Here is a 26,335-nt window from a genome sequence, read left to right as displayed (position 1 = left end):
ATTGATGTTATTTAGCTTTGCTTACCGTTTCTTTAGTAGCGATATTAGTAGCGGTATTTTTACTAACGGTCTCTTTGCTCATCTTATCTTGGCTAACTTTATCTTTATTGGCCGTCTCTTTAGGCGGGATGATATGCATCACCGTTAAATTATCTTTGACCAAATACTTTTTACTTGCCGCTTGTATATCTGCAATCGTCACACTATCGAGCTTGGTTGGCAATTTAGCCATTAATCTATCATCTAGACCGATAGATTGTAGTGAACCAATCATACGCGCCTGACCTTCCATACTGTCCTGTGCGTACACCAAACCGGTGACAGTATTGGTTTTGGCACGCTCGATTTCATCGGCGGCAATCGGATCAGTTTTAAGTTTTTCTATTTCAGAGAGGATAGCTTGCTGTGCTTGGGCTAAGCTGACGCCTTCACGGGGAGTCGCTTGTATCAGAAATAATCCATCGCCGCGATCAAGCAAATCATAAGATGTACCTACTGTGGTAAGTAGTCCTTGCTCGCGTACCAGTCTGCTCTCGAGACGTGCTGATAGACCACCATCTAGCACATCTTGCGCAAGCGAGAGGGCATAAGCTTGCTTCTCATTATTAGCACCAGCGCTTACCAGACTGGGCACGTTATAACCCATTAATAAAACAGGTACTTGTACCGCTTGCTCGGATTCTACTTGCTGATAACCGCGGAAACCCTTTTGAGTGACCGCAGGCCGCTTAGGCAGTGCGCTTGGTTTTAGCTCACCAAAGTAGCGTTTAACTTGCGCCAACACTTCGGTTGGTTCGACATCGCCAACGATAACCAAAGTCGCATTATTAGGTGCGTACCATGTTTTATACCATTCTTTTAAATCGTTAAGGGTAATGGATTCAAGCTCGTCCATCGGTCCGATGACCGATTCACCTTTGGGGCTGTTCGGCATGGCAAGCAAGCGAAATGACTCATAAGCTTTGGAAATCGGATTGTCATCAGTACGCTGACGACGCTCTTCCATCACCACTTGATGCTCTTTGGCAAACGCTTTGTCATCAAAGACCAAATTGGTCATGCGATCCGCTTCTAGCTCTAATGCTAATGGCAAGCGATTAGCGGGGAATAGCTCGTAATAACCGGTATAGTCGTAACTGGTAAAGGCATTATTAACGCCGCCAAACTTAGCAATCAAACGCTCATAATCGTCGCTTGACACATCAGTTGTACCTTTAAACATCATATGCTCAAGCACATGTGAGATGCCGCCTTTATCAAGTGGCTCATCTGCTGACCCGACGCGATACCAAATCTGAGTCATGACCACAGGCGCGCGGTGGTCTTCTTTAACCACTATCTTTAGACCGTTTTCGAGCTTGTATTCATGGCGACCGGACATATCCATGGTCAATGCTGAAGATTGCTCAGGATCTTTAAGCATTTGGTTTTTATTCACTACCTGTGTCGTTGCGGCATGTTTAGTCGTAGCAACTTCATTCGTCGAAGAGAGTGCGCTGGTTTGGCAAGCTGCAAGGGTAGTGGCCATAGCTAGAGCGCAGGCAAGGCGTAGAGAGTGAGCAGGTGATGGTAAAGACAGTGATGAAGGCAGTGATAAAGACAATGACATGATGTGTTCTACTTATATAAAAAGGCAGCGGGTAAGTGACTGATTTATAAAATGAGCAGTGTGAATATTAAGGCGTAAATTAGTATGAGCTTTTTTGATGACCAAAAAGCCATTATAAAGACTTATGCGCCCCAACCATAACGGTAGCAGTCGGCTTAAATTCTTGTGTGGTGCTACAGCCTGTCGATGACAATGCGATGGTGACGAGAACCAAAGCGGCGGCCGTCTGGATCATTTTTTTATAATTGTTCGATAGTGATAGCATAGGTCATTCCCAATATAAATGGTTGAATAAAGTAAACAAAATAGGGTGGCATAATGCAGGCTAAGAGTAGGCGAAGTTTGGCGTAACTAAGGTCGGATTTTTGTGTCCAAACCTTAAGTGAAACTTGCTTAGATCAGCTGACAGTTTACTATAAATTTATTAGCATGATTTTTTGTATTATGTACAGTCATCTATTTGGCATTATTTTAGGAATTGGTGTTTGTTGTTGATTCATAGGTTTTTATCATTTGACAGCGCTCTACAATGCTAAAGGCTAAGCACCACTTGAATTATGCTAAACTAGGCTAAAAATAATCACCCGTTAAATAATAATAAGCGGGCGGCATAGTCATTTTAAAAAGAGTCACTTTAAAAACGATTACTTTAAAGACAGTCACTTTAAAAATAATCACTTTAAAATAAATTACTGATAATGATAACTTTTAGGGCAAGCTTATGAATAATCCCAATAATAGCAATCGTGTGGTCATCAACCTTGACGGCGGTCTTGATGACTTAGATGACGATGATATTACCTTACCCAGTCTGCCAGCGCAAACGGTGCCCATCATCGATGAGCCTGAGGATACATCACATACCGATACAGCGGCAGACCTACCATTAGCGACGCCTATTGTTGAGATAGAAAAACAAAGTCCAGCCGAAAGTATTGTAGAAAGTAGCGCAGCAAGCAATTCAAATAATGATCAAACAATTGCTGCTCCGTCGCAGTCTACAACCGTAATTCCTACGATGCCTTTACAAGCTCATTTAGGCGATAGTGCAAGCGTTACCTCTACAAATAGCGATACCAGTGCTGTCAATAAAGCGCAAACAGAAAGTAAATCGAAAACCGAGTTACCGCAGCCAACAACAGCGTCAGAGGATTCACAAGAGACTGAGCAAAATAAGAAAAAAGGCAGCTGGTTTAATCGTATGAAAACGGGACTAAGTAAGTCACGTAAAAATCTTGCCGAAGGTATGGTCAGTATCCTTATCGGTGGCAAAGAGATTGATGATGAGCTATTAGAAGAGGTTGAAGACCAGCTGTTGGTCGCTGATATCGGTGTCAATGCAACCAATCGTATTATTAAAAGCCTTACTGAGCAAACCGCTCGTGGTGATTTGATTTATGCCCATTCATTATATAAAGCCTTACAAACTGAGCTGGTTGATATCTTAACGCCAAAAGTTGCGCCATTGGTCATTGATACGAGTAAGAAGCCTTTTGTTATCTTGGTGGTGGGCGTTAATGGTGTGGGTAAAACGACGACTATTGGTAAACTTGCCAAGCGTTTACAAGGCGAAGGCAAAACCGTCATGTTGGCGGCTGGCGATACGTTCCGTGCCGCTGCTACTGAACAGCTGCAAATTTGGGGTGAGCGCAATAACATTCCAGTCGTTGCCCAAGGTCATGGCTCTGATAGTGCCTCTGTTATCTTTGATGCCATGCAGTCTGCCAAAGCAAAAAATATCGATGTATTAATCGCTGATACTGCAGGACGCTTGCAAAATAAAACCCACTTAATGGCAGAGCTTGAAAAAGTCGTACGCGTGATGCGTAAAGCCGATCCAAGTGCACCGCATGAAGGCATGATTGTGCTTGATGCTGGCACAGGTCAAAATGCCATCAACCAAGTGGAGTTGTTTAACAAAGTCGTACCATTAACCGGTATTACTATTACCAAACTAGACGGTACTGCGAAAGGTGGTGTGGTCTTTAATATCGCTGAAACCACGGATGTGCCGATTCGCTATATCGGTGTTGGTGAGTCGATTGATGATTTGCGTGCCTTTAGTCCGAAGCAGTTCGTCGCCGCCTTATTTGAGACCGATGATAAAGAGTAGTGGTTGATAGGTTTTTTTTCGATGAATAAATAAGTGTTAAAAATATGAGTGTTTAGAGGGAGGAGTAATGATAGTCACCATAGCAGCTGTTGAGTCACATCAGTTAGCACTGATTGCTAGTAGCCATAGCAGTCCTAAGCTGGTCGAAGTCAATTGGCTGCAGGTGGGCGATTCTTGGCACAGCTCAAAATCTATTCCCAAGCTTAAAAAGCATTATGGACTTGTCGATCAAGATTTTACCTTTATTCCTCAGAATAGCCTAAGCAAAATCGAGCCTGATGAGGCGCTACTTATAGAAGCGCTTGAGCAATTAACAGCGTACTTTAAAGGTGAGCGTCAAGCGTTTGATTTGCCATTAGATATAAGCTTAGGCACTGATTTTCAGCAACGTGTCTGGCAACAGCTGCAAAAGATACCGCATGGCGAAACGATTAGTTATGCCACACTTGCGCAGCGAGTCGGTAATACTAAAGGTTATCGCGCCGTTGCCAATGCCAATGGCAGAAACCCGTTTAGTATCATTATTCCTTGTCACCGTGTTATTGCTAGCGATGGCAAACTAGGTGGTTATACCGGCGGCTTAGACAAAAAAGAGTACTTGCTAGCGCTCGAAGGTGTCGAGGTTAAGCGTTAGTTCTTTTGATTGTACAAGTCCGATATCGTTTTTCCGATACAAATAGTATCAATAGCATTCGTGCAAAGGATAGGCTAAAAGTAGAATGTTATGAATAATACGACCACTAAAATATCGGCTATGAAAATATTACAACCTATCACCATTGGTGGTGTCATCTTTAAAAACCGTACGATGTTTCCACCATTGACGACTGGCTATGAAGACAAAGACGGCAATATTAGCTCACAGAGCCGTGCCTTTTATACTCGTCTTGCCAAGGGTGGCACAGGCTATATCGTGTTAGGTGACGTCGCACCTGTCCGTAGTTTTGCGCCGACGCCTAAATTATTTGATGATAGCCAAATAGACAGTTTCCGGCTACTTGCTGATAATGTGCATGCTTACGGTGCCAAGCTTGGCGTGCAGATTTTTTATCCTGAGTATGACGTTAATGTCCTTAACGCCTTGTTTGCTGCTGGCGAGATGCACAAGGTACGCACCCAGCTCAATCATGACATGCAACATTTCGTCAATGAGGTGTCAGAAGACGCTTTGATGGATATTATCGACAAGATGTGTGCCTGTGCAGTGCGTGCACAAAAAGCGGGGATAGATGTCATTCAGGTGCATGGCGACAGACTGGTCGGCGCGCTATGCAGCACACAAATGAACACGCGCACAGATAAGTTTGGCGGCTCTCTTAAGAATCGTACACGCTTTGCTTTGATGTTAGTACGAGCATTAAAAAAAGTCGTACCAGATATGATTATCGATTATAAATTATCGGTTGTCACACCTGAGCGCGGTAAAGGTGGTGTTGATGAAATCGACGCGCCAGAGTTTGCACAGTGGCTTGAAGCAGCAGGCGTGGATATGTTGCATGTTGGGCAAGCAAACCATACAGGTAATATGGCAGATACGATCCCGCCGATGGGCGTGCAGCCTTACTGCTTCTTTGCTGATATCACAGGTGCCGTTAAGCAAGCAGTTTCCATCCCAGTTAGCACCTCAGGGCGTATCATTGATCCTGAGATGGGTGAGGGTATACTGCAAAATGGCAAGGCTGATATGATTGGGATTGGTCGTGCGCTCTTAGCTGATCCTGATTGGGCGAACAAGGCGGGCTCAGATAAAGCCACTGATATCGTTCGCTGTATATGCTGCAACGAAGGCTGCGTTGATAATGTCCTAAATCGCTCGTTTATTGCTTGCGTGGTCAACCCTGAAAATGGCTTTGAAGAAACGCGTTTTATTACGCCTGCTCAAATGAAGAAGAATGTTGTGGTCATCGGTGGCGGTCCTGCAGGGTTGGAAGCTGCCCGTGTGGCTGCAAAAAAAGGTCATAGTGTAACCCTGTTTGAAACCGCTACTGAGCTGGGTGGGCAGTTGCACATCGCTGCTGTCCCGCCGCGCAAAAATGAAATACGCCGAGCTATAGAAGATTTAGTGCATGCCGTACATACTCAGGGTGTAACGCTAAAATTGGGTCAAACAGCGAATATTCAAAGCATACTAGCGCTAGAGCCTGATGCTGTTATCGTCGCAGTCGGTGCGTCAAGTTTTATACCGCCAATTCCAGGTATAGATGGCAAAAACGTCTATGATGCGTGGCAGGTGCTGGCAGGTAAGTATAAAGTATCTGGGCGCGTGGCAGTAATCGGTGGTGGTGTGGTCGGCTGTGAAACCGCTGAATATCTTGCTACACAAGGCTGCAAGGTATCGATAATAGAGATGCGTGATCAGATTGGTGGTGATATCAGCGTGACTGTTTTACCTAGCATGCTCGAAAATTATAAGGCATACGGTGTAGAACAGTATACTGGATATATGGTAACAAGCATTAACAGCGGTGAAGTGAATTGCAAAGATAAAAATGGCAGTATTGCCCAAATTCCATACGACTATGTCGTTATCGCTAGTGGTGCGCGCCCCGTAGTCTTCGACACGGAGGCTTTGAGCGTTAAAGGTATTGAAGTTGTGCAGGTAGGTGATTGTTGTGAGGTTGCTGATATATCATATGCAACCAAGACAGCATACGATGCCGCGAATGCGCTTTAGTCATTCAATTATTATTGTGTAGATTTCCACAGATAATAAAGGTCAAACACTAAAAACGTTTGGCCTTTTCGTGTTTAGAACAGGCCTTTACCAATAAGCAGACATTAGAGTTTCTAAATAACATTTGGCTATTTAGAACATTTACCACAGCCGTTACAATCCTTCGACTTTTTAAATATCACCTTTGTCCATACATAGTAAATGGATAAAACAACCATTATAAACACCAATAAATACTCTACCAATGTACTCATTATTACCTCTCTAAAATCTGAAAATTTGACCTGTCACCCGATAGGTTACCCACGCCATTAAATAAGCCAAGATAAACAAATAACCAGCAATGGCTGCAGTTTGTTTCAAAGAATTGGTTTCGCGGCGAATAACCGCCAGTGTGGCCAAACACATCGGTGCATACACATAAAATGCCAAAAATGAAAACGCAGTAGCCAATCCCCACTGCGTATGAATGATAGGGATAAGCGTTTGGTTGATGGCCTCGTCGCCAACACTACCGACCGCATATACTGTGCCAAGTGCCGCAATGACTACCTCACGCGCGGCTAGACCCGGGATTAAAGCAATACACATCTGCCACGTAAAACCAATGGGCGCAAAAATCGGCTCGATAACATGCCCAAGCATGCCAGCAAAGCTATAATCAATCGCTGGGTTTGTCGCTCCAATCGGGGGCGCGGGAAAAGTAACCAATACCCATAATACAACCGTCAGCGCAAAAATTACTGTACCGGCTCTCATTAAAAAGGCGCTCACCTTGTCCCAAAGCTCACTGGCAATATGTTTGATATTTGGCAGACGATAAGTAGGTAGCTCCATCAATAATGGAAACGCTGCCGCTTTTGACGTCGTATTATGAAAGCGTTTAAATAACCACGATACAAACGCCGCCGAACAAATACCCGCGATATACAATATAAATAAAGTCACACCCTGCAAGTTGAAAATACCTAGGACAGTTTGATTGGGAATCACCGCTGCAATAATCAGCGCATAAATCGGCAAACGCGCCGAACAGGTCAGCATAGGCAAGACAGCAATCGCCACAAAGCGTTCTTTATGATTGGGAATAGTGCGGGTCGACATAACCGCTGGCACCGTACAAGCGAAACCTGACAGCAAGGGGATAAATGAGCGCCCGGATAAGCCTACTTTAGACAATAGATTGTCCAGTAAAAAAGCGGCGCGCGGTAAATAGCCTGAATCTTCAAGGATTAATAAGAATAAAAATAGCAAGGTAATTTGCGGTACAAATACCACGACGCTACCGACCCCAGCCACGACGCCATTGACGAGAAGGCTTTGTAATATGCCATCCGGTAGCCATTCGACTAAAAGCGCGCCAAGACTTGCTACTAACCATTCAATGCCTAGCATAAGTGGCTCTGCCCACGCATAGACGGCTTGAAAGATAATAAAAAGAATCGCTAATAGGATAATGACCCCGATGACCGGATGCAATGCCAAATAATCTATGCGCTCATGCCACTTTGGCAAATGTTGTGAGCTTATCACCGCTCGGCTCAGAATATCATCAGCACTCTTATACATAGCTTGTGTATCAGTATTAAGGCTATTGATACCGATATTAATGCTATTACCATTAGTATCGGCATTAAAAAAACGCACAGGCTGAGCTTTATTATTGAGATAGTCAATAAATTCATCCGCTAAAATCAGCAACTGCTCGCAGCCTTGGCGTTTGATGGCGACCGTCTTAACAACAGGAACGCCCAGCTCTTCTGATAATACGGTCTCATCAACCACTAAACCGCGGCTCTCGGCCACGTCGCTCAGATTGAGGGCGACTATGATTGGCAAACCTAAGCTTTTGAGCTCTAATAACATACGTAGTGACATGCGCAAGTTGGTCGCATCAGCTACGAAGATAATACCATCAGGTATCGGCTCACCTGGCATCTGACCAAAGAGCACTTTACGAGTGACCTCTTCATCAAGGCTGGTGGTTCTTAAGCTATAAGTACCCGGCAAATCTACAATATTGACAGTAGAATGGCCAAGCATCGTGGCAGTGCGTTTATCGACGGTGACGCCGGAATAGTTTGCTACTTTCGCTTTAGACCCTGTCAGTACATTAAAAGTGGCTGTTTTACCACAGTTAGGTGCGCCCACGAGGGCAAGATTGATAGGCTTAGTCGCTGCTTTTATTTGCATGCTTGGCATTTAATAGGGCATCACTTATGGATCGGTTTACGAGTTATGAAGGTGATAAAACAGCTTTAATGAAATAGGTGGGTGATGAGTGGTTTATCAGTAAGGATGTTATAGATAAGCCATTGCAGTGAACCTAAGGATTATCTTGAGTCTATAGTGATAGCGAGGCATCTGATTTTTATTAACTCATCGGCACGTAAGCTAAACTGTGCGCCTGTACTAAGTTGTACCGCATAAGGCGGTTTTCCAAATAGACCTTTGGCAACAATTTGAATGATAGTGTTAGGCAAAAAGCCTAAGTCTTTGAGTCGTTGACTGATAACGTCATCGATATCACCAAAGCGTTCATTAGCGACAATGTCATCAATAATAGCAGGTTGGTGTTTAGTCAAATCGAGTAAGGAGCACAGATTTTCAGCATTGGTATTATTTTCAGCATTGGAATTAAGAGTGTTGATATTAGCAGCAGTAGGGGTAGGATAGGAGGGTGAAAGAGTTGTGCTCATAAAGAGTCCTTATCCGTTCTTATATGTTAATGATAATTGTTACTATTGAATCCGATTATATTCCTCGATTAGAAAAAATACAATACCGCAGGTGGGTGATTGAAATGAAAAAACCAGACAGTTTTATACTGTCTGGTTCTCATGTTTTGATGCGGGTTCTGATACCGATAAGTCAGCTATTTATTAAAATGAATATTTTTTGACACTCACTTTGCAGCTAAGCCAGCTTATACTTAACTACTGTTCAAGCTGCGCCATGACTTCATCTGTAAAATTGACGTTGCTATAGACTTCTTGCACATCGTCAATATCTTCTAGCATATCAATCATTTTCATTACTTTGAGGGCGTCGTCGACATTATCAATCTCGGCGCTGGTGGCAGGTGCCATAGTGACCTCGGCATTATCAGAAACAAGACCTGCTGCATTGAGCGCATCTTTTACTTTGCCGAAATTTTCCCATTCGGTGATGACCAGTAGTGACTCGCCATCGTTTTCGATATCAAGTGCCCCAGCGTCCAAGGCCGCGAGCATGACATCTTCCTCTAAGCTGATGTCGTTAAAGATGATTTCACCGCGCTTGGTAAATAGATAAGCCACTGAGCCTGAGGTGCCAAGATTGCCTTCATTTTTGGTAAAAGCATGACGCACTTCACTGACCGTACGGTTAAGGTTATCAGTCAAGGTTTCTACCAATACTGCGACGCCACCGATGCCATAGCCTTCATAGCTGACTTCATCCATATTATCATTGTCATCGCCGCCTGTACCACGAGCAACTGCTCGATTGATGGTATCTCGGGTCATATTGACTGACAGCGCTTTTTCAATAACAGCACGCAAGCGTGGGTTTTTATTAGGGTCGGGGTCACCTTGCTTGGCAGCAGAAACAATTTCACGAATAATCTTGGTAAATACTTTACCTTTTACCGCATCCTGACGGGCTTTACGGTGTTTGATATTTGCCCATTTTGAATGGCCTGCCATATAACATCCTTACGTTTTACGTGTTATTGATAGTGCGGGTAAAAAAGTCGTTAGGGTATGCCCCAATAACAACCTTTTATACCTGATGAGGTGTTTTTATTATATGATTGCGCTGTTAATACAGTGTAATAGACCTGTCGGCAAGTTAACGATTTGTATGTCGTTTGGCGCGCTTTTTTGCTACACTGCTATTTTCTATCTTTTGACCTACTATTGATTATCATAATAACGGCCGACAGCAATAATATTTGCAATATTATAAACCACTTTAGCGCATTTTGACCAACCTAAGCTTGTCCATGCCAGCCTAAAACGTTCGGTTTTATATAACCATTGATTTTGTGACTTTATTGACTCTATGAAGCAACCAACCGCCGAAGCCATTACTCATTTGCGTAACCGCATTCATATCATTATTGAAGGCACGGATACCCGTTTGGGTAAGCTGTTTGATATTGTATTGTTAATTGCAATTTTGGCCAGTGTCGCTGTGGTGATGCTTGATAGTGTGCTGTACATGCGTTTGCAATATGGCACGCTATTTCGTTATGCAGAATGGTTTTTTACCATTTTGTTTACCATCGAATATAGCCTAAGGCTATTTTCAGCGCCCAATCGCTTTCGTTATGTTTTCAGCTTTTTTGGCGTCGTAGATTTATTATCAGTTTTACCAAGTTATTTAAGCTTAATATTTGGTGGCGTCCAGTATCTGCTGGTGATTCGCATACTGCGTATCTTGCGTATATTTCGGGTGCTCAAGCTCAATACTTACATGCAGCAGGCAGGTTTTCTCGCCTCAGCGCTTAAGACCAGTCAGCAAAAAATCACGGTATTTTTCTTATCTTTAGTCTTGCTCGTTACTATTTTTGGCGCGGTAGTCTATGTGGTAGAAGGGCCTGAAAATGGCTTTACCAGTATTCCCATCTCTATTTATTGGGCGGTGGTAACGGTCACCACCACTGGCTATGGCGATATGTCACCAAAAACGCCAATCGGGCAAGCGATTGCATCTATGGTGATGATTACCGGTTATGCGATTATTGCCGTGCCAACAGGGATATTTACCGCTGAGCTGGCACGTAATATGCGTCCACAGCTCAATCCTATCGCATGCCCAAACTGCGGAAAATTCGGTCACGCTGTAGGTGCGGATTTCTGCGATCGCTGCGGTCATGCGCTGCATGTTTAGTGTTTATTAACGCTATTTATATGGCTTTTCAAAATTATTAGGGCGTGTCCTCATTTTAAAAATGGCGATAAAAATGAGATAAATTGCCGCCAAACAAGGAAAATAGCGCAGTTAATATCGGGATATTACCTAGCTATTTAACGAGGTTTGACAAAATTTAGCTATTTTTAGCCCATTTAGATGTCCATCGATTGAATTAAGGACACGCCCTAGGCTTGTAAGTTTTAATAGTCTATATATTTTAATAGTCTATATATTCAGCAACCAGTGGCGATAAATCTATTACTACGCCTAGATTGACCAAATTCCAATACTGACCCGAAATCGTACGATCGAGCATCATCGTGGTCGCTGATGGCTGAAACTGACCAAAATACTTCAAGGATGAGCGCATTTGGGCGATGGCTTCATGATGGGTTTGGCTGCTACCAAAATCAAATGCTCCATCTTGATAGGGTTTGATTGATAAAGGTTTAAGACCAATCTCTAGCCATGTCTCATAAAACTCACCCGGCACATTCTTATCGTCATCACGGCGAATATCAAGGGCAATTAAATCTTGCTCAAGCGCGGTCACATCACCTTTTAAGGCATGCTTAGCAAAACGGCGAAATAGTTGCACTTCGCTATCACTATAACTGCGAATACCACCAAAATCATAAGCGACGACGCTACCATCGGTGCGAAAAGCAAAATTGCCAGGGTGGGGGTCACAGTGCATGCGATATAAACCAAATAGTTGCCCTGCACTAAAATGGAACAGGCGCTCAGCAATTTTTTGCTTAATGGCATTATCCCAAGTCGCTGCGACTGTTAAGGTTTCACCCATCTCTTCGGTCAAGGTCAAAATCCGTCTGGATGAATGGCTTCCAATCACTTTAGGAATAATAAGACCATCGTCGTCCGCATGAAACGCACCAAATACTTGTAGATTGTGCGCCTCCTTAATATAGTCGAGTTCATCATGCAAACTTTGGCGAATCTCATTAAATAACTGCTCTTGTAATTGCTTACTCATATTGAGTACGCCGGCTATTTTTAGCGCCATGCGTACTTGCTTCAGGTCGCTATCGCAGTTCTCATCAACATCAGGATATTGCACCTTTACCACCACCCTTTGTCCAGATGGCAAAACCGCTCTATGCACTTGCCCGATTGATGCGGCGGCAAATGGCGTTTCTTCAAACTCAGTGAATAACTCAGCAACCGGCGCTTTTAACTCACGCTCAACTTGTGCGCGTATCTGTGCATAAGGCATCGGTGGCGCATCTTTTTGCAATTTCTCTAAAGCGGTCGCAACTTCAGGTGGAAATACGTCCTTATATTGTGAAGCAATTTGCCCCACTTTCATCACTGCGCCTTTCATCTCACCAAGCGTTTCTGCTATTTGAATACCGACATCTTGCATCAGTTCTGAGCGCGCTTGTAGACGTTTTTCTTCGTCACTTGAGAGATGCTTTAATGAGTTTTTTGCAGCTTTGCCGGCAATACTGGCAGTCATGCCAGCGAGTTTCATAAAGCGTTTTCCGGACGATTTTGCCATTCATGTCACCATATAGTGGGTTTATTTACTAAGCCCTAATGTTATTATTTTAAGCAAACGAATGCTGTTTGACTAGTGTGCCAAAAAATATCCCAAAAGCAACATAATCGCTACTTCGATTGCATTTGCAGTATGACGGTTTTTTATTGGCTAATAAATAAATCATTAGCTGTCTACTGTTAAATGATAAGTATGAGTCAGCCAATAATCTAATGCCATCTGATAGCCCAAATGCCCTAAGCCGCAAATAACGCCGACAGCTATATCACTAAAATAAGAATGCTGCCGGAACGATTCACGGGCGTGTACGTTGGATAAATGTACTTCTATAAAAGGTTTTTGTGTTGCCAATAGCGCATCACGTATCGCAACTGAGGTATGCGTAAAGGCAGCAGGATTGATAATAATTGCATCTACTTGCGCTGCTGCCTCGGCTAACAGGCCATAATGTTGAATCTCATCGACAAGATTACCTTCATAATTTGATTGGGTGCAAATCAGCTCAACACCATATTTGGCTGCACGCTCGATCAATTTTTTTTCAATATCAGCAAGTGTCTTATGACCATAAATCTCAGGCTCACGTTTACCCAATAAGTTTAAGTTAACGCCATTAAGGAGCAACAACTTATGCGTTTTACCATTTACATTTATACCAGCTTGTTGTTGAGAAGGCTTGTCGGTTACTGCTGACTGAGAAGGAGTGGTCATAATGCTCTCTATCGTTATTAAGTGAGATTAGTTTTTATAATTATAATAAAGGATCGTATAAGATAAACTTACTATACGCTCTCAATAAATGAAATGAATAAAATATACGACCCCTTAACCCTTTATGATAACAGTTTGTCAGCAATGTTATAAAAAATAACATAAAAAGTTATCCTAAGGACTAAAAATCGTGTTAAAAGTCTTTATGTTGCTAAAAACCCGTGCTATGATATTTTTTACGCAACATATATTACCTATTTGTTGCTGATGCCAATTGGGCTATCTATTAAATTGATTAAAATTATTTTAGCATTTGCTTATATTGGCCATAGTAAATTTACTGTACGCTGCATCATAAAGAGGGTGATAACACGCTTTATGTTCAGATGATGGTATGTAGAGTAGTACTCTTACATTTTGATTTCATAATCTTAAACCCCGTTTATATGCAATCTTGCAAAGGAATTTGGGGTTAAGTGACTTTTTAGGAAGTAATATTATGTCAGCTCGTGAGCAAGGTATCGTTAAGTGGTTTAATGACTCAAAAGGCTTTGGTTTCATTCAACGTGATAGCGGCGAAGATATTTTTGTCCATTTCCGCGCGATCCAAGGTGATGGTTATCGCTCTCTAAAAGATGGCGAGAAGGTTGAGTTCAGTGTTGTAGAAGGCGATAAAGGCCTGCAAGCTGAAGAAGTCAGAAAAGTAGAAGAGTAATCGATACAGTCATTAGCGCCGTTCAGCTATAATGTCTGTATAAACTACTGATATACTACTGAGTCAAGCCCGTCTTGTCTTACCTATGTTGAGTTGAACGCAGCATACTGGGTAAGTTTAGGCGTTGGGCTTGGCTTTTTTATGCTTATGGGTTTTATAATTTGCCTGACTAGCGATTACGGACTTCAGTTATTTAATCACCATAGATAGTCGCTCTATACAACAACCAACGCTTATCATAAGCCATTACTTATCAATGATAGATAATCGATTCACACACAAGGATATTTTTTTGAGTACTTTTAAGACGTTTACGGATTTGCCGTTATCAAGCCCCACCTTACGTGCCGTCAGTGATTTAGGTTTTACTGAATTGACGCCCATTCAAGCACAGATATTACCGCATACACTGGCAAATCAAGACGCCATCGGGCAGGCGCAAACGGGTACTGGCAAGACGGCAACGTTTTTAGTGACCATTATGGAGGCGTTACTCAAACGTCCTTTTACCGCTGATGAAGAACGTTATTTAGGTGAGCCACGTGCCGTCGTTATGGCGCCAACGCGTGAGCTTGCCCAGCAAATATTTGATGATTGCCTTGCTTTGACCAAATATACTTCGCTGCATAGCGTTTGTATCATGGGTGGTACCAATTATGAGACCCAGCAGCATGAGCTTGAGCGCCAATATGTGGATATTTTAATTGCCACTCCAGGACGTTTGATTGACTTAATGCACAAAGGCATGGTCTATCTGGATCGCGTTGAAGTATTGGTATTAGATGAAGCCGACCGTATGCTCGATATGGGTTTTATCCCAGATATCAAGCGTTTGGTCGGTCGCATGCCGCCGAATACTGATCGTCAAAGTTTACTTTTTTCTGCCACCTTTAACCAAGATGTGATGAATCTCGCTTACCGCTGGCTGCACGAGCCAGAGTTTGTGGAGATTGAGCCTGAGCATAAGACCAGTGAGTTGGTCGATCAGCATTTTTACTTATTAACTGAAGATCAAAAGCTCGCAGCGGTCGAGCGTATCATCACAGATAGTACAGTAGAGAAGGTGATTATTTTTGCCAATCGTAAAGACCAAGTTAAACGCTTGTATCATAAGCTGCGTCAGGGACATAAAATCGTCATGTTATCAGGTGATGTGATTCAACAAAAGCGTGAAAAATATCTGCAACGCTTTAAAGATGGTCATGCTTCTGTATTGGTCGCAACCGATGTAGCAGGACGCGGCATTCATGTTGATGATGTCAGCCATGTGATTAATTATACCTTGCCAGATCAACCAGATGATTACGTACACCGTATTGGTCGTACAGGACGCGCCGGACAAACCGGTATCAGTATTAGCTTTGTCAGTGAAGATGATGCCTTTAATATACCAGCATTAGAGAAGCATTTAGATACCAAGTTTAGCCTTGAGCAGTGGCAGCCTTAATAAAATTTTTTAATTAAGTTCTAAAGCATTTAAACAGCAAAAAGCCCTTAATGAATGATTAAGGGCTTTTTTATACGTCTGTTTTTAGATGCCATTAATTTAAAGGAATATTAAACAGCAATTAGTTAGTTGTGATGTTCCATGCTTTCTGAGTCATCATTCATATTGTGCATACTATGGTCCATCTGGCTCATATCATGGTTGGTGGTATTACCTGTGTCATTCATCATGGTATGCTCACCATGCTCCATGTTCATGCTATGACCACCGCCATGGTCGCCATGCATACTGGACATGGCGATAGGCACGAAAACGACGGCTAAACCAGATAATACCATCACAGCACCATTGAGCTGTCTTAAACGAAAACGTCCGATTTTATCCCGTAACCAGCCGACGGTTTCGTGAGTCGCGACCAGCATTGGTACGGTTCCTAAGCCAAAGGCAAACATCAAAGCAGCACCACTGAGTGGGTTGTGCGCGACCACAGCGATTAACAGAGCGCCATAGACTAAGCCGCAAGGTAAGAATCCCCATAGAAGACCGGCAGATAAAGCGCGCGGAAAGGTATTGAGTGGGAATACTTTTTGGCGAATAGGGCTTAGGTACTGCCAAAAGCGCATCCCAAAACGTTCGAGCTTGTTTAAAAATGGTGCACCGAGCATGGTTACGCCGACAAATACCAATACCAAACCAAGTAAAATACGCGGTGTGCTATTGCCTTGCATCAATGGCTGTAATACGGCTGTGCCTATCAATCCTGCGACCAAACCCAAAAATGCATAGCTGGTCAGGCGACCGAAATGATAGGTCGCTACCAACGCACGGCGCTTGGCAGGGCTGACATCTTTCATTGACAGACCAAAGGCAGTCACTAAGCCGCCACACATGCCTAAGCAATGCGGTGAACCAAAAAAACCCATTAGCAATGCCGCAACAAGTAGAGCTGTGGTCATGGGGAGTCTCTCCTAAAAATAGTAAAGCGTGAACCTACTGTCATCATGTTATAAGACGAAAAAGTGATGAGGCAGTCACGTATAAATGAGATGGGGAAGGTTATATTTTTGAATGTTATTTATATCTAGTGGTTTGACCGATAAGATATCTGCACGATCACTATTTAATCACCAGTTTTGTCAGACGACTGCGTATCATTAGCTTGCGGTATATTGTCATCAGGCTCATGAGCTTGAATGGTTTGCCGACGTTCTTGACGATCATCCAAGATAATACGCTGCGATGCATTATCTAAGTCCTCAAACTGGTCTGATTTGACCGCATAGCGTATTGCCCAGATGGCGACCACGAACAGCATTAAACTTAAAGGAATTAATAAAAATATACTGAGCATGGCAAACCTCTTCAATAGCAGTTTCTTATATTATACACTTATTGCAAGTGTTATAAATGTTCTATAAAGATCAAAAGTGAGACATTGGATAATGCGGCAATAATACCAATCTAATGAACTGATCTAATAATACTAGGGCAGTAAATGCCAGCTAAGCGTTATTCAATAGGTGTTTTGGTAGCATTACCTCTCGGCGTTAAGAGTTGCTGCGAGGTCACATCATTTGCTTGGCGACAGTTTGCTTGCGGACGAATGACATCACGTAAGTAGGCGGCAACTTCATAGACCGCCCGCCGCGAATGACTCAAGTTCTGTGCCGGTTCCATCCAATCACGTCTCACCGGTAAAGGGGCATTAATCGGGGTGCTATTAATACCGTTTAAGGCGAACTGTCTTCTTGCCCGCGCCATATGATAGCTATCAGTAATGAGGTATACATGATATAGAGGAATGCGCTTGGCAGTAAAACGCGCGTTTTCACAGGTATTCATACTGGCGTTTTCGCTGATAAGCCCGTCAATCCCATGGTCAATAAGCCACTGACCAAGCCAAGGCGCTTCGGCACCACTGAGCACGATAGGTAGCGGTAAGTCGTGATAGGCGGTTGCCGCTGTACGGGCGCGATTAAGGCTATAGCTATTGAGAATAATTTGATTATTATTGTCATTGGTCAGACCGCCGCCCAACACCACATAAGCAGTCGGCGGAGAACTCATGGCGGCAGGCGGCATCTTTGGTAAGGGTAAGTGCGCTAAGACATAAACAACCGCTTGCGAAAATAGCGGAGTAAATAAACTGATAAGAACAAGAATAACCGCCGTTGAACCAAGCAAAAAAGTGGCGTTAATAATACGAAACAGCTTTATCATACGCTCAGCTGAACGTAAGTAAGAGCGCCATAAGCGCTTCGACCATGAGCGTTTAGACCACATGCTCGTGGTATCCAATAGAGCCGTCAGCATTTACCCAAACCGGCTCGCGCGCCAATTCAATGCCATATTTCTCATAGACAATATCAGCAATATGGCATTGGGCTTTTGCCACATCTGCTTGGGTCGCTTGATAAGGGCTGTGATTGGTCAACACTAAGGCTTGCTGTTGATGGGTCATAATCGGAGCGAGACCGCTACCTTTTAGCCCAGACTGCTCAATCAACCAACCAGCGGCAACCTTAACCATGGCATCAGGCATTGGATAGCCAACGATGGTAGGATGAGCTGCTTGTAGCGCTATAAATTGCGTTCGAGGAATGATAGGATTTTGAAAAAAGCTGCCGCAATTAGGGAGCTGCTTAGGGTCAGGTAGCTTTTGCTGGCGAATATCTATAATCGCTTGCATGACATCTGCAGGTACAGGCTGGCTGCGCCCTTGCTGCTCTGCATAGCGCTGCGCGACCATCTGCACATCACCATAGCTGGCAAGGATTCTGCTGGCATCGGTATGCAAACGAAAACCTACGCGAGTAATCAGCCAAGTATTGGGCGCACGCTTAAAAAGGCTGTCGCGGTAGCCAAACTCACAGTCTGCTGCTGTTAGCTGATGCCAAGTTTGAGTTGGCAGATGATAAGCACGCACGTACTCTAAGCAATCTTCTAATTGCACACCGTAAGCGCCAATATTTTGTACAGGAGCCGCTCCAGTCAGACCCGGTATCAATGCCAGATTTTCAAGTCCATACCAACCTTGAGCCACCGTATGCACGACCAATTCGTGCCAGTTTTCACCAGCCATCACTTCGATATCGACATAACGGTCGGTTTGCGCCGTCACAGTCATACCGCGCATCTGTGAACGTAAGACAATAGCGTTTAGCCGTGTTGGCAATAGAACATTGCTACCGCCAGAAAGCACAAATAACGGCTTATCATGCGCTGTATCTTCTACGTAATTTGCCATAAAGGCATCAAGCTGCGCCTCATCGGTCAGCGTCACGACAACATCCGCCACACATGCTAATGCCATGGTATTGCTATGCGACAAATCGACTGAATTAGCCTGTGGTAAATTTACTGCAAGATTGGTCGATGTCATAGGTCGAGCGCTGGAATCATGGCGTAAAGCTGAGGTCATAACATAGCCTATAGGGCAAATAAAAAAATCATGCGGTGTTTATTATAAAGGATGGGCGGTATAAAAGTAGCAGAAATATGGCGCTTTATTGCTAAGCACTATTAAGCGTTACTAATTACTACTAAACCTTAAATGCCGTTAAGCATCACTAAGCGGTTTTCCAACTTTCAATCCAAGCTTGGGCACTTGATTCGATACGTTCAATGACTTCTTCAAAAGCATCACAATCACCTTGATAAGGGTCTGGGACATCGTCGCCGCCGTAGGTTGGATCTTCTTCACTAAAAAGCGCCAGTTTGGCAAGCTTGCCATCTGTATCGCTGATGCCGTCTTTGATAACTTGTAGGTCGGCTAAGTTTTGCGCATCCATCGCTAAAATTAAATCAAACTTACGAAAGTCATCAGTGCTTACTTGGCGTGCGACCAGCTTATTGATATTGTAACCATGGGCTTTGGCGTGGCGCTGTGCCCGCTCATCCGGCGCATGACCAATATGCCAGTCCCCCGTACCAGCCGAATCTACTTTCATCGCCAGCCCTGCAATGGCTGTTTGCTGACGGAAAATCTCTTCGGCAGTCGGTGAACGGCAAATATTTCCCAAACAAACCAATAGAACGGATGAGGGAGTAGACGCTTTGATTGGCATATAAGGACCTTTTATCACAACAAAAAAACATGCTATCAAGACCAGCATAGGTAATGCGGTTTATTAGCATGTTATCGAGTAAATTAATTAGCTGTCAGCGTAACGGTTAATGTGTTGAATGGCAAGAGTAGAGGTAAGACAATGTGGTCACACTAGGTAATAATAAAAATCTGCCGACCCTAATAGTCTGTATTAATCCTTTTAATGAATGCTATTCATAGTTAGGGCTAGGGATGTTGCCGTATAAAAGTGACTAATAACTTTAGTCTTGATTGTGTTTGAAGCGCTGTAAATCACGACGCTCTTTCTTATTGGGTTTATTATCAGGGCGGGCAAGATTGGCAAGTTTGCGCTGTTCAGCGTAATAAGCGCGGCGCTCTTCGCTATCCTCAGTTTCAGAATATAATGCTTGGGCGGCAATCGCATTACCACGTTGTGCGCTTAGCGCTTCAACCAAGATTGTTTTCTCAGTCATGGCAGTAGCTGATCCTTGGCGAATACTGAGCTCATCTCCAACGGCAATCTCTTTGCTGGTTTTGACGCGGCTCCCTGCATAATGGACACGTCCGCTTTCGATGGCTTCTTTGGCAAGGGTACGGGTGCGATAAAAGCGAGCTGCCCATAACCATTTATCAAGACGCATCCGCACCGCATCTGGTTGGCTATGGCTCGGCTGATTGTGGTTTTTATTATGTTTACTCATCAAAACCTCATAAATATCAATAAACTAAGATAATAATGGTGTTTTTTTTGTCAATTAAAAGAGTGGTGAGCGATTAAAGTATTTCAAAGCAGTTTTTTACCGTGAATAAGTAAAACAAATTAGCTATTGTTCTGATTGGCGATTTTGGCAGCCATTGCTACAGCATCGTTTGTTTTTAACTTTTTTAAACCCTTTATTACCCCTTCGATATTTTCTACCATTTTATTTTGGCTTAATTTAAATTGTGCTTGTACGGAATCGATAGATAATCTAAAGCCGATAATACCGCGACACATGACGTTCCCAGTTTATATTTGATATAAAATTACTTACACCACTGTTTTTCACAAGGAATGCCATCATGGTTACCATCCATTTTTGTATTGGGACAGTGCTGTATAAAGTAAGTCGCTTCTGCGCATGAAGTCATCTGAGAACAATGTTGCCTGCCATCACAGGCAAAGCTTGGTGTTGACGCTGATTGCGTTATTAATACTGGCTGTGACGTTACAGCTGGATTTACTACCGAGCTGGATGTTGAAGTTGTATCTAAATCGACGTACGTTTGCGGTATGTCATCCAGTTCAGTCGAGGTAAAAGCAGCGGCAGATGAAATATCAGCCGCAACATCAGTGCTAGTGTTGCTAGTTGTGGTTTTAGGTTGCAGCATCTTATAACCTACTAGTACTAAAACCAGCAATAATATAAACATCAGTATCTTTTGAATCACGGCTCACTACCTGTTAATAACTACTGAAGTTAATAGTCGCTGCAAATGAATAAATGCTATAAGTGAACAATCATTATTAATTTATCAGAGAAAGTTTTCTAATTGCTAAAAACCCGCCCTGATAAATGAAAGATTACTGCTAATTTGCTCACTTTAAAAATAACTGATAGCCGATGTTGTCATTAATCATAGTGCAGTCGTAGCCGATATCAAGAAGCGCATCTTGTAGTTGGCGAGAGTTGCCTTCAGAAGCTTGCAAGCCTACTAAGACACGGCCTTCAGCGGCACCATGATTGCGATAGTGGAACAAGGTGATATTAAAGTCATCGCCCAATTTTTCTAAAAAGGTCAATAATGCGCCCGGACGTTCAGGGAACACCACTTTTAATAATTGCTCATTTTCGACATGCGCATGACCACCAATCAAATGACGGATATGGGATTTGGCAATATCATCATTGGTTAAGTCGTGTGCTTCATAGCCATCAGCTGCCAATTGATTGCTAATCGTTTGACGCTCTTTATCGCCTTCTTTTAGGGCGATGCCGACGAAGATTGCTGCGGGTTCCATCGAATCTGGTGATTTTTTGCTATCGGCACGGTAGTTAAACTCGGTGATATTACGGCCATGTAAGCTGCGGCAGAAATTTAAGAAAGCGCCGGTTTGTTCAGGGATAGTCACGCCAAAGATAGCTTCTTTTTTCTCACCAATCTCAGTACGCTCGGCGATATAACGCAAGCGGTCAAAGTTCATATTGGCACCGCAGATGATACCGACGCAGTTTTTACCTTGTAGGTTATGGGCTTCGATATATTTTTTCATGCCCGCAACAGACAACGCACCAGCAGGTTCAACGATACTGCGGTTTTCTTCAAAGATATCTTTCACCGCCGCGCAGACTTCATCGTTGGTACAGGTGACCACTTCAGGCTCGACGACAGGCCCTGATTTATCACTTTTTTGCATACGAACAATATCAAAAGGGAGTTCGCCAATTTGGGCAACTGCGACACCATCGACGAACAGTCCTACTTGCTCAAGTTTTACGCGTTCGCCAGCCTCTAGCGCCGCTTTTAAGCAGGCTGATTGATCTGCTTCTACAGCGATGACTTTGACGTGCGGCGCCACTTCACCCAAGAATGCTGCCACACCAGAAATCAAACCGCCACCACCCACGGCAACGAATACATAATCCATATTGCGCCATTGCTGGGTTAGTTCCAGACCAATAGTACCTTGTCCTGCAATCACCAACTCATCATCATAAGGTGGAATAAAGGTTAAACCCTCAGTCTCAGCGCGATTGATGGCATAACGATTGGCTTCATCAAAGCTGTCGCCATACAAGTCGACATTGCCGCCCAGTTCTCGTACAGCATCTACTTTGATATCAGGGGTGGTGGTTGGCATCACGATGATGTTATTTAGGGAAAGCTTACGCGCTGAATAAGCAACGCCTTGGGCATGGTTGCCCGCTGAGGCACAAATGACGCCGCGCGCTTTTTGCTCGTCGCTCAATTGGCTAATACGGTTATAAGCACCGCGTAATTTAAAAGATTTAACCGGTTGCAGGTCTTCGCGCTTAAATCGAATATCATTAGCAAAACGTTGGGTCAGCTTTGGTGCAGCTTCAAGTGGTGTTTGAATGGCGACGTCATAGACGGTGGCTTGCAAGATGGCTCGTACCCAATGTGACAGCATAATGATTCCTAAACAGAGTGAAAATAAATAAAAGAGGTGCAAATAGTTATAAAGTTGGTGTTTGATAAATAAATAGCTATAAGCCAGTATAGATCAGCACAAAAACGAAATAGATTAGCCTATGCTGATTTTCACTATCTTGCAAGACACAATTGCAAATTTTGTAGAGAGTTTTTTAGATGTTAAAGGCCAAATCATGAATACATACAATTAAGTATTAGCAATGAGTCTAGGCAATGCATATTTAGAATAGGTTTTACGCTAACATCCCATAAAGCCATCGGTTATAATAAGCGCGCATTTTACTTCTTTTATCATTTTACCTCTTTTAAAGTAATACGTTTATTTTTCCAAGGATTTATAATGAGTGATCAGCAAGCACAAAAGCAAGCCGCAGCCAAAGCTGCCCTGCGCTATATCGAAGATGACATGATACTTGGAGTAGGGACGGGGAGTACGGTTAACTGTTTGATTGAGTTATTGCCGACGTTAAGGCTTGCTGGCGCGGTTGCCAGCTCACAGGTCACCGAAGATAAGCTACGCGCCTTGGGTATCGAAATCATAGATTTAAACTTTGCCGGTCAGCTTGATGTCTATATTGATGGCGCTGATGAAGTAAATGAGCATTTGCAATTGATTAAAGGTGGCGGTGGCGCACTGACACGTGAAAAAATTGTCGCTGCAGCCTCCAATAAGTTTGTCTGCATGGTTGATGAAAGCAAAAGCGTGGAGTGGTTAGGGCGTGAATTTCCAGTGCCGATAGAGGTGTTACCACAAGCGCGCTCGTATGTGGCTAGGCAGTTAGCCCGTTTGGGCGCTGAGCCAGTGTATCGTGAAGATTTCGTCACTGATTATGGCAATGTGATTTTAGATACCTATGACTTAGATGTCAGTAATCCATTAGCGCTAGAGCAGCAATTAAATAATATCGTTGGGGTGGTCTGTAATGGCATTTTTGCTGCCAATCAAGCGGATGTGTTATTAAAAGCGGGCAGTAATGGGGTGACGACTTTAATGCGTTAATTTATAGATGTATTAAGCTTGCACTAAATAAAGCCGTAAATAATAAAAAGGCAGAGCATTATCAATATGCTCTGCCTTTTTTTGTGCCTTCTGTTTTTATAGCTGCTGATTTATCAATTTTATCAATATTTCAGGTTATGCTTTTTAGCAGCCTGTTTTTAGGCAGATAGCTTGATTTTGTCTTTTAATAAAAACTCCATCAAGGCTTTTTGCGCATGTAAGCGGTTTTCAGCTTCATGCCACACTACAGAGCGTGGGTCATCGAGCATATCATGCGAGATTTCTTCGCCGCGGTGCGCAGGTAAGCAGTGCATAAAGACCACTTCAGGATCGGCTTTATCGAGCAGCGACGGCGTGACTTGATAAGAAGCAAAACGGCGCGCACGGGTGTTTTGTTCAGACTCTTGTCCCATGCTTGCCCACACATCAGTGACAATTAAGTTTGAATCTTTCGCCGCTTCTTGCACATTTTCAACAATACTCACGCAATGTGAAAAGCGTTTCATCAGCTCAGGGTCAGGCTCAAAACCATACGGGGCTGCTACACGTAGCTCAAAGCCAAACTGATTGGCCGCTTGCATGTAGGAGGCGCACATATTGTTGCCATCACCGACCCAAGTGACGATTTTATTTTCGATACTACCGCGATGCTCATAATAAGTCTGCATATCAGCAAGTAGCTGGCATGGATGGAATTCGTCAGTGAGCGCGTTGATAATCGGAACGCTTGAGTATTCTGCAAAGGTCTCAACTTTTTCGTGCCCAAAGGTACGAATCATGATGATATCAACCATGCTTGAGATGACGCGAGCGGAATCTTCTAGCGGCTCACCGCGCCCAAGCTGAGTATCATTTGGCGATAAAAATATAGCATTACCGCCAAACTGACCCATGCCAGTCTCGAAGGAGATACGCGTACGGGTGGATGATTTCTCAAATATCATACCAAGCGTCCGACCAACAAAGGGCTGATATATCTCTCCGGCGTGTTGCATCTTACGCAGTTCGCTCGCGCGTTTGATTAGGTTTTCTAGTTCTTGTTTGGTTAAATCAGATAGGGTCAAAAAATGGCGCAAACTCATAGTAATCCTAGCAGTCGATCGCAGTCGATGAAAAATGATACGTTGTCATTTTTAATAGCATCGCGTCAGTGCGTATACTGGTGTGACAACAAACTTTTAGTATAGCGCAATTGCGCTTAATGTAAATGTCCAATTTGCCATGATTCAGCAATGCTTCAGTGCTCCATTCGTCTCTTAAACCATAATGATATTAATCTATATCAACTATGACTTTGCTATTGCCCGATTTGGGCGAGCGCTTAGGCGGCATAGCAACTCATAGCTAATGGTCTCAGCATGGACGGCGACTTCATCAACGTGCGGCGCATCACCCCAAAGTATGACTTTACTATTTAAAGCCACGCTTTCTGGTACGGCACTGACATCAATGACAATCATATCCATGGCTACTCGTCCGACTACTGCGCATGGATAGCTCTGATGGTTTATGGCATCAATAACAGAGACATAGGCATCAGCACTCACCACCCGTGGATAGCCATCGCCATAACCAATACTGACCAAAGCCGTTTTGGTATCTTGCATCGCAGTCCAGCGGCTGCCATAACCAATGCCATCACCGGCACTGACCGTTTGTAAGGCGATAATTTGTGCGCTAAATTCCATCGCTGGCTGCAAGTCTAAATCATGCGCACTTTTATCAATAACAGGCGTACTACCGTAAAGCATGATGCCCGGCCGTACCCAATCGTGATGATGCTCTGGAAAATTGACGATACCCGCTGAGTTGCACAATGAGCCTTTTATATCGCTACTGATAGTTTCTCTTAAAGTCTGCAGCATGTCGTTAAAACGCTGAATTTGAATAGCGTTTAGAGGATGAGTGCGGTCATCGGCATTGGCAAAGTGGGTGGTCAAAATTAGCTGATAACCGGCTTCATGCAAACGTTTGGCTGCTGGAATAAGGGTTTGATCATTAAACCCTAAGCGGTTCATGCCAGTATTGTATTTAAGCCAAACCACGCTAGTAGCGCTGGTAGTAGGTGGGGTGTTTTCTAATGCCCACGTTAACTGCGGCTCATGATGAATCACGCAGCTAATATTATGCTCAATCGCTAGCTGCCACTCATCTTTAGTGAAAGCACCTTCGATTAGACCGATGATTTTATTCCAGCCTAATTGACGAGCTTCTAGCGCTTCTATCAAAGTTGCGACGCCGATACCATCTGCCTGTGGTTCGGCTTGTTGTAATGCTGGCAGAACAGTGGCCACGCCATGACCATAGGCATTGGCTTTGACCATAGCAAGGACTTTAGACGTCGGTGCCCGTTTTTTAACTTCAGCCAAATTATGGGTGATGGCTACTGGTTTAATTGTAATAGTTCGCATAATGGCCTTCTC

General features: G+C 43.5%; 25 protein-coding genes. 7 read left to right on the top strand and 18 right to left on the bottom strand.

What is annotated here, in order from left to right; translation table 11 throughout:
* Positions 1–7: 7 nt before the first annotated feature.
* Together AC2FA3_RS03405 and AC2FA3_RS03400 are read right to left on the bottom strand one after the other, a co-directional pair.
* A complete protein-coding gene (locus AC2FA3_RS03405) occupies positions 8–1,609 on the bottom strand; it encodes a M16 family metallopeptidase (RefSeq protein WP_490508317.1) in 1,602 nt (533 codons plus the stop codon).
* A 112-nt stretch (positions 1,610–1,721) separates the two neighbouring features.
* On the bottom strand, positions 1,722–1,874 hold the full coding sequence (locus tag AC2FA3_RS03400; protein WP_490508316.1) for a hypothetical protein: 153 nt from the start codon (positions 1,872–1,874) through the stop codon (positions 1,722–1,724).
* 456 nt (positions 1,875–2,330) lie between these two features.
* Here AC2FA3_RS03400 and ftsY point away from each other — a divergent pair, with 456 nt between their 5' ends.
* From ftsY to bilR, 3 genes are all read left to right on the top strand, one after another.
* Positions 2,331–3,722: a signal recognition particle-docking protein FtsY gene (gene ftsY / locus AC2FA3_RS03395; RefSeq protein WP_490508315.1), complete on the top strand. Its 1,392-nt coding sequence runs from the start codon at positions 2,331–2,333 to the stop codon at positions 3,720–3,722.
* Positions 3,723–3,789: 67 nt separating this feature from the next.
* Positions 3,790–4,356: a methylated-DNA--[protein]-cysteine S-methyltransferase gene (locus AC2FA3_RS03390; RefSeq protein WP_490508314.1), complete on the top strand. Its 567-nt coding sequence runs from the start codon at positions 3,790–3,792 to the stop codon at positions 4,354–4,356.
* Between the two features lie 90 nt (positions 4,357–4,446).
* On the top strand, positions 4,447–6,396 hold the full coding sequence (gene bilR / locus AC2FA3_RS03385) for a bilirubin reductase, long form (protein WP_490508313.1): 1,950 nt from the start codon (positions 4,447–4,449) through the stop codon (positions 6,394–6,396).
* 264 nt (positions 6,397–6,660) lie between these two features.
* On the opposite strand, the gene feoB is transcribed toward bilR, so the two are convergent.
* The 3 genes from feoB to AC2FA3_RS03370 all read right to left on the bottom strand — a co-directional run bounded on the left by feoB (position 6,661) and on the right by AC2FA3_RS03370 (position 10,082).
* The gene (gene feoB, locus AC2FA3_RS03380; RefSeq protein WP_490508312.1) at positions 6,661–8,589 is read right to left on the bottom strand and encodes a ferrous iron transport protein B; all 1,929 of its coding nucleotides are present in this window, start codon (positions 8,587–8,589) and stop codon (positions 6,661–6,663) included.
* Positions 8,590–8,729: 140 nt separating this feature from the next.
* A complete protein-coding gene (locus AC2FA3_RS03375) occupies positions 8,730–9,095 on the bottom strand; it encodes a FeoA family protein (protein ID WP_490508311.1) in 366 nt (121 codons plus the stop codon).
* A gap of 237 nt (positions 9,096–9,332) precedes the next feature.
* Positions 9,333–10,082: a YebC/PmpR family DNA-binding transcriptional regulator gene (locus tag AC2FA3_RS03370; protein WP_490508310.1), complete on the bottom strand. Its 750-nt coding sequence runs from the start codon at positions 10,080–10,082 to the stop codon at positions 9,333–9,335.
* Positions 10,083–10,440: 358 nt separating this feature from the next.
* Between AC2FA3_RS03370 and AC2FA3_RS03365 the strand changes: the two genes are divergently transcribed.
* Entirely contained in the window at positions 10,441–11,271 is an 831-nt protein-coding gene (locus tag AC2FA3_RS03365) for an ion transporter (protein ID WP_149489343.1), read from the top strand.
* A gap of 241 nt (positions 11,272–11,512) precedes the next feature.
* Here AC2FA3_RS03365 and AC2FA3_RS03360 read toward each other — a convergent pair whose 3' ends face one another.
* Both AC2FA3_RS03360 and aroQ read right to left on the bottom strand, forming a co-directional pair.
* Positions 11,513–12,814, bottom strand: a complete 1,302-nt coding sequence (locus AC2FA3_RS03360; RefSeq protein ID WP_490508309.1) for an ABC1 kinase family protein — start codon at positions 12,812–12,814, stop codon at positions 11,513–11,515.
* Positions 12,815–12,979: 165 nt separating this feature from the next.
* Positions 12,980–13,525, bottom strand: coding sequence for a type II 3-dehydroquinate dehydratase (gene aroQ / locus AC2FA3_RS03355; RefSeq protein WP_490508308.1), 546 nt, complete (start codon positions 13,523–13,525; stop codon positions 12,980–12,982).
* A gap of 499 nt (positions 13,526–14,024) precedes the next feature.
* Here aroQ and AC2FA3_RS03350 point away from each other — a divergent pair, with 499 nt between their 5' ends.
* Positions 14,025–14,240 carry a cold-shock protein gene (locus tag AC2FA3_RS03350; protein WP_011513806.1) on the top strand — a complete coding sequence of 72 codons (216 nt, stop codon included), beginning with the start codon at positions 14,025–14,027 and terminating at the stop codon, positions 14,238–14,240.
* 292 nt (positions 14,241–14,532) lie between these two features.
* On the top strand, positions 14,533–15,687 hold the full coding sequence (locus tag AC2FA3_RS03345; protein WP_490508307.1) for a DEAD/DEAH box helicase: 1,155 nt from the start codon (positions 14,533–14,535) through the stop codon (positions 15,685–15,687).
* A 125-nt stretch (positions 15,688–15,812) separates the two neighbouring features.
* Here the strand turns inward: AC2FA3_RS03345 and AC2FA3_RS03340 are convergent, their stop codons facing one another.
* From AC2FA3_RS03340 to ilvA, 9 genes are all read right to left on the bottom strand, one after another.
* Positions 15,813–16,643, bottom strand: a complete 831-nt coding sequence (locus AC2FA3_RS03340; RefSeq protein ID WP_490508305.1) for a sulfite exporter TauE/SafE family protein — start codon at positions 16,641–16,643, stop codon at positions 15,813–15,815.
* A 164-nt stretch (positions 16,644–16,807) separates the two neighbouring features.
* Positions 16,808–17,038, bottom strand: coding sequence for a cbb3-type cytochrome oxidase assembly protein CcoS (gene ccoS / locus AC2FA3_RS03335; protein WP_490508304.1), 231 nt, complete (start codon positions 17,036–17,038; stop codon positions 16,808–16,810).
* 158 nt (positions 17,039–17,196) lie between these two features.
* A complete protein-coding gene (locus AC2FA3_RS03330; protein ID WP_490508303.1) occupies positions 17,197–17,970 on the bottom strand; it encodes a YdcF family protein in 774 nt (257 codons plus the stop codon).
* Positions 17,960–19,108, bottom strand: coding sequence for a UDP-N-acetylmuramate dehydrogenase (murB, locus tag AC2FA3_RS03325; protein ID WP_490508302.1), 1,149 nt, complete (start codon positions 19,106–19,108; stop codon positions 17,960–17,962). The genes AC2FA3_RS03330 and murB overlap by 11 nt, the downstream gene beginning before the upstream one ends.
* A gap of 148 nt (positions 19,109–19,256) precedes the next feature.
* On the bottom strand, positions 19,257–19,754 hold the full coding sequence (locus AC2FA3_RS03320; RefSeq protein WP_490508301.1) for a low molecular weight protein-tyrosine-phosphatase: 498 nt from the start codon (positions 19,752–19,754) through the stop codon (positions 19,257–19,259).
* Positions 19,755–20,016: 262 nt separating this feature from the next.
* On the bottom strand, positions 20,017–20,457 hold the full coding sequence (locus AC2FA3_RS03315; RefSeq protein WP_490508300.1) for an RNA-binding S4 domain-containing protein: 441 nt from the start codon (positions 20,455–20,457) through the stop codon (positions 20,017–20,019).
* Positions 20,458–20,576: 119 nt separating this feature from the next.
* A complete protein-coding gene (locus AC2FA3_RS03310) occupies positions 20,577–20,753 on the bottom strand; it encodes a hypothetical protein (protein WP_490508299.1) in 177 nt (58 codons plus the stop codon).
* A gap of 29 nt (positions 20,754–20,782) precedes the next feature.
* A complete protein-coding gene (locus tag AC2FA3_RS03305; RefSeq protein WP_201544227.1) occupies positions 20,783–21,127 on the bottom strand; it encodes an excalibur calcium-binding domain-containing protein in 345 nt (114 codons plus the stop codon).
* A 208-nt stretch (positions 21,128–21,335) separates the two neighbouring features.
* Entirely contained in the window at positions 21,336–22,889 is a 1,554-nt protein-coding gene (gene ilvA, locus AC2FA3_RS03300; RefSeq protein WP_490508298.1) for a threonine ammonia-lyase, biosynthetic, read from the bottom strand.
* Between the two features lie 363 nt (positions 22,890–23,252).
* On the opposite strand from ilvA, the gene rpiA reads away from it, so the two are divergent.
* On the top strand, positions 23,253–23,912 hold the full coding sequence (rpiA, locus tag AC2FA3_RS03295) for a ribose-5-phosphate isomerase RpiA (protein ID WP_490508297.1): 660 nt from the start codon (positions 23,253–23,255) through the stop codon (positions 23,910–23,912).
* A gap of 158 nt (positions 23,913–24,070) precedes the next feature.
* Here rpiA and argF read toward each other — a convergent pair whose 3' ends face one another.
* Both argF and alr read right to left on the bottom strand, forming a co-directional pair.
* Positions 24,071–24,994, bottom strand: a complete 924-nt coding sequence (gene argF / locus AC2FA3_RS03290) for an ornithine carbamoyltransferase (RefSeq protein WP_201610428.1) — start codon at positions 24,992–24,994, stop codon at positions 24,071–24,073.
* A 204-nt stretch (positions 24,995–25,198) separates the two neighbouring features.
* Positions 25,199–26,323 (bottom strand): alanine racemase, encoded by a 1,125-nt coding sequence (gene alr / locus AC2FA3_RS03285; protein WP_490508296.1) that lies wholly within the window; start codon positions 26,321–26,323, stop codon positions 25,199–25,201.
* Positions 26,324–26,335: the final 12 nt, after the last annotated feature.

Source organism: Janibacter sp. CoH_79_TC_3, assembly GCF_058197955.1.
The sequence above is the reverse complement of the archived record's forward strand: the minus strand, read 5'-3'. Positions and strand labels throughout refer to the sequence as shown.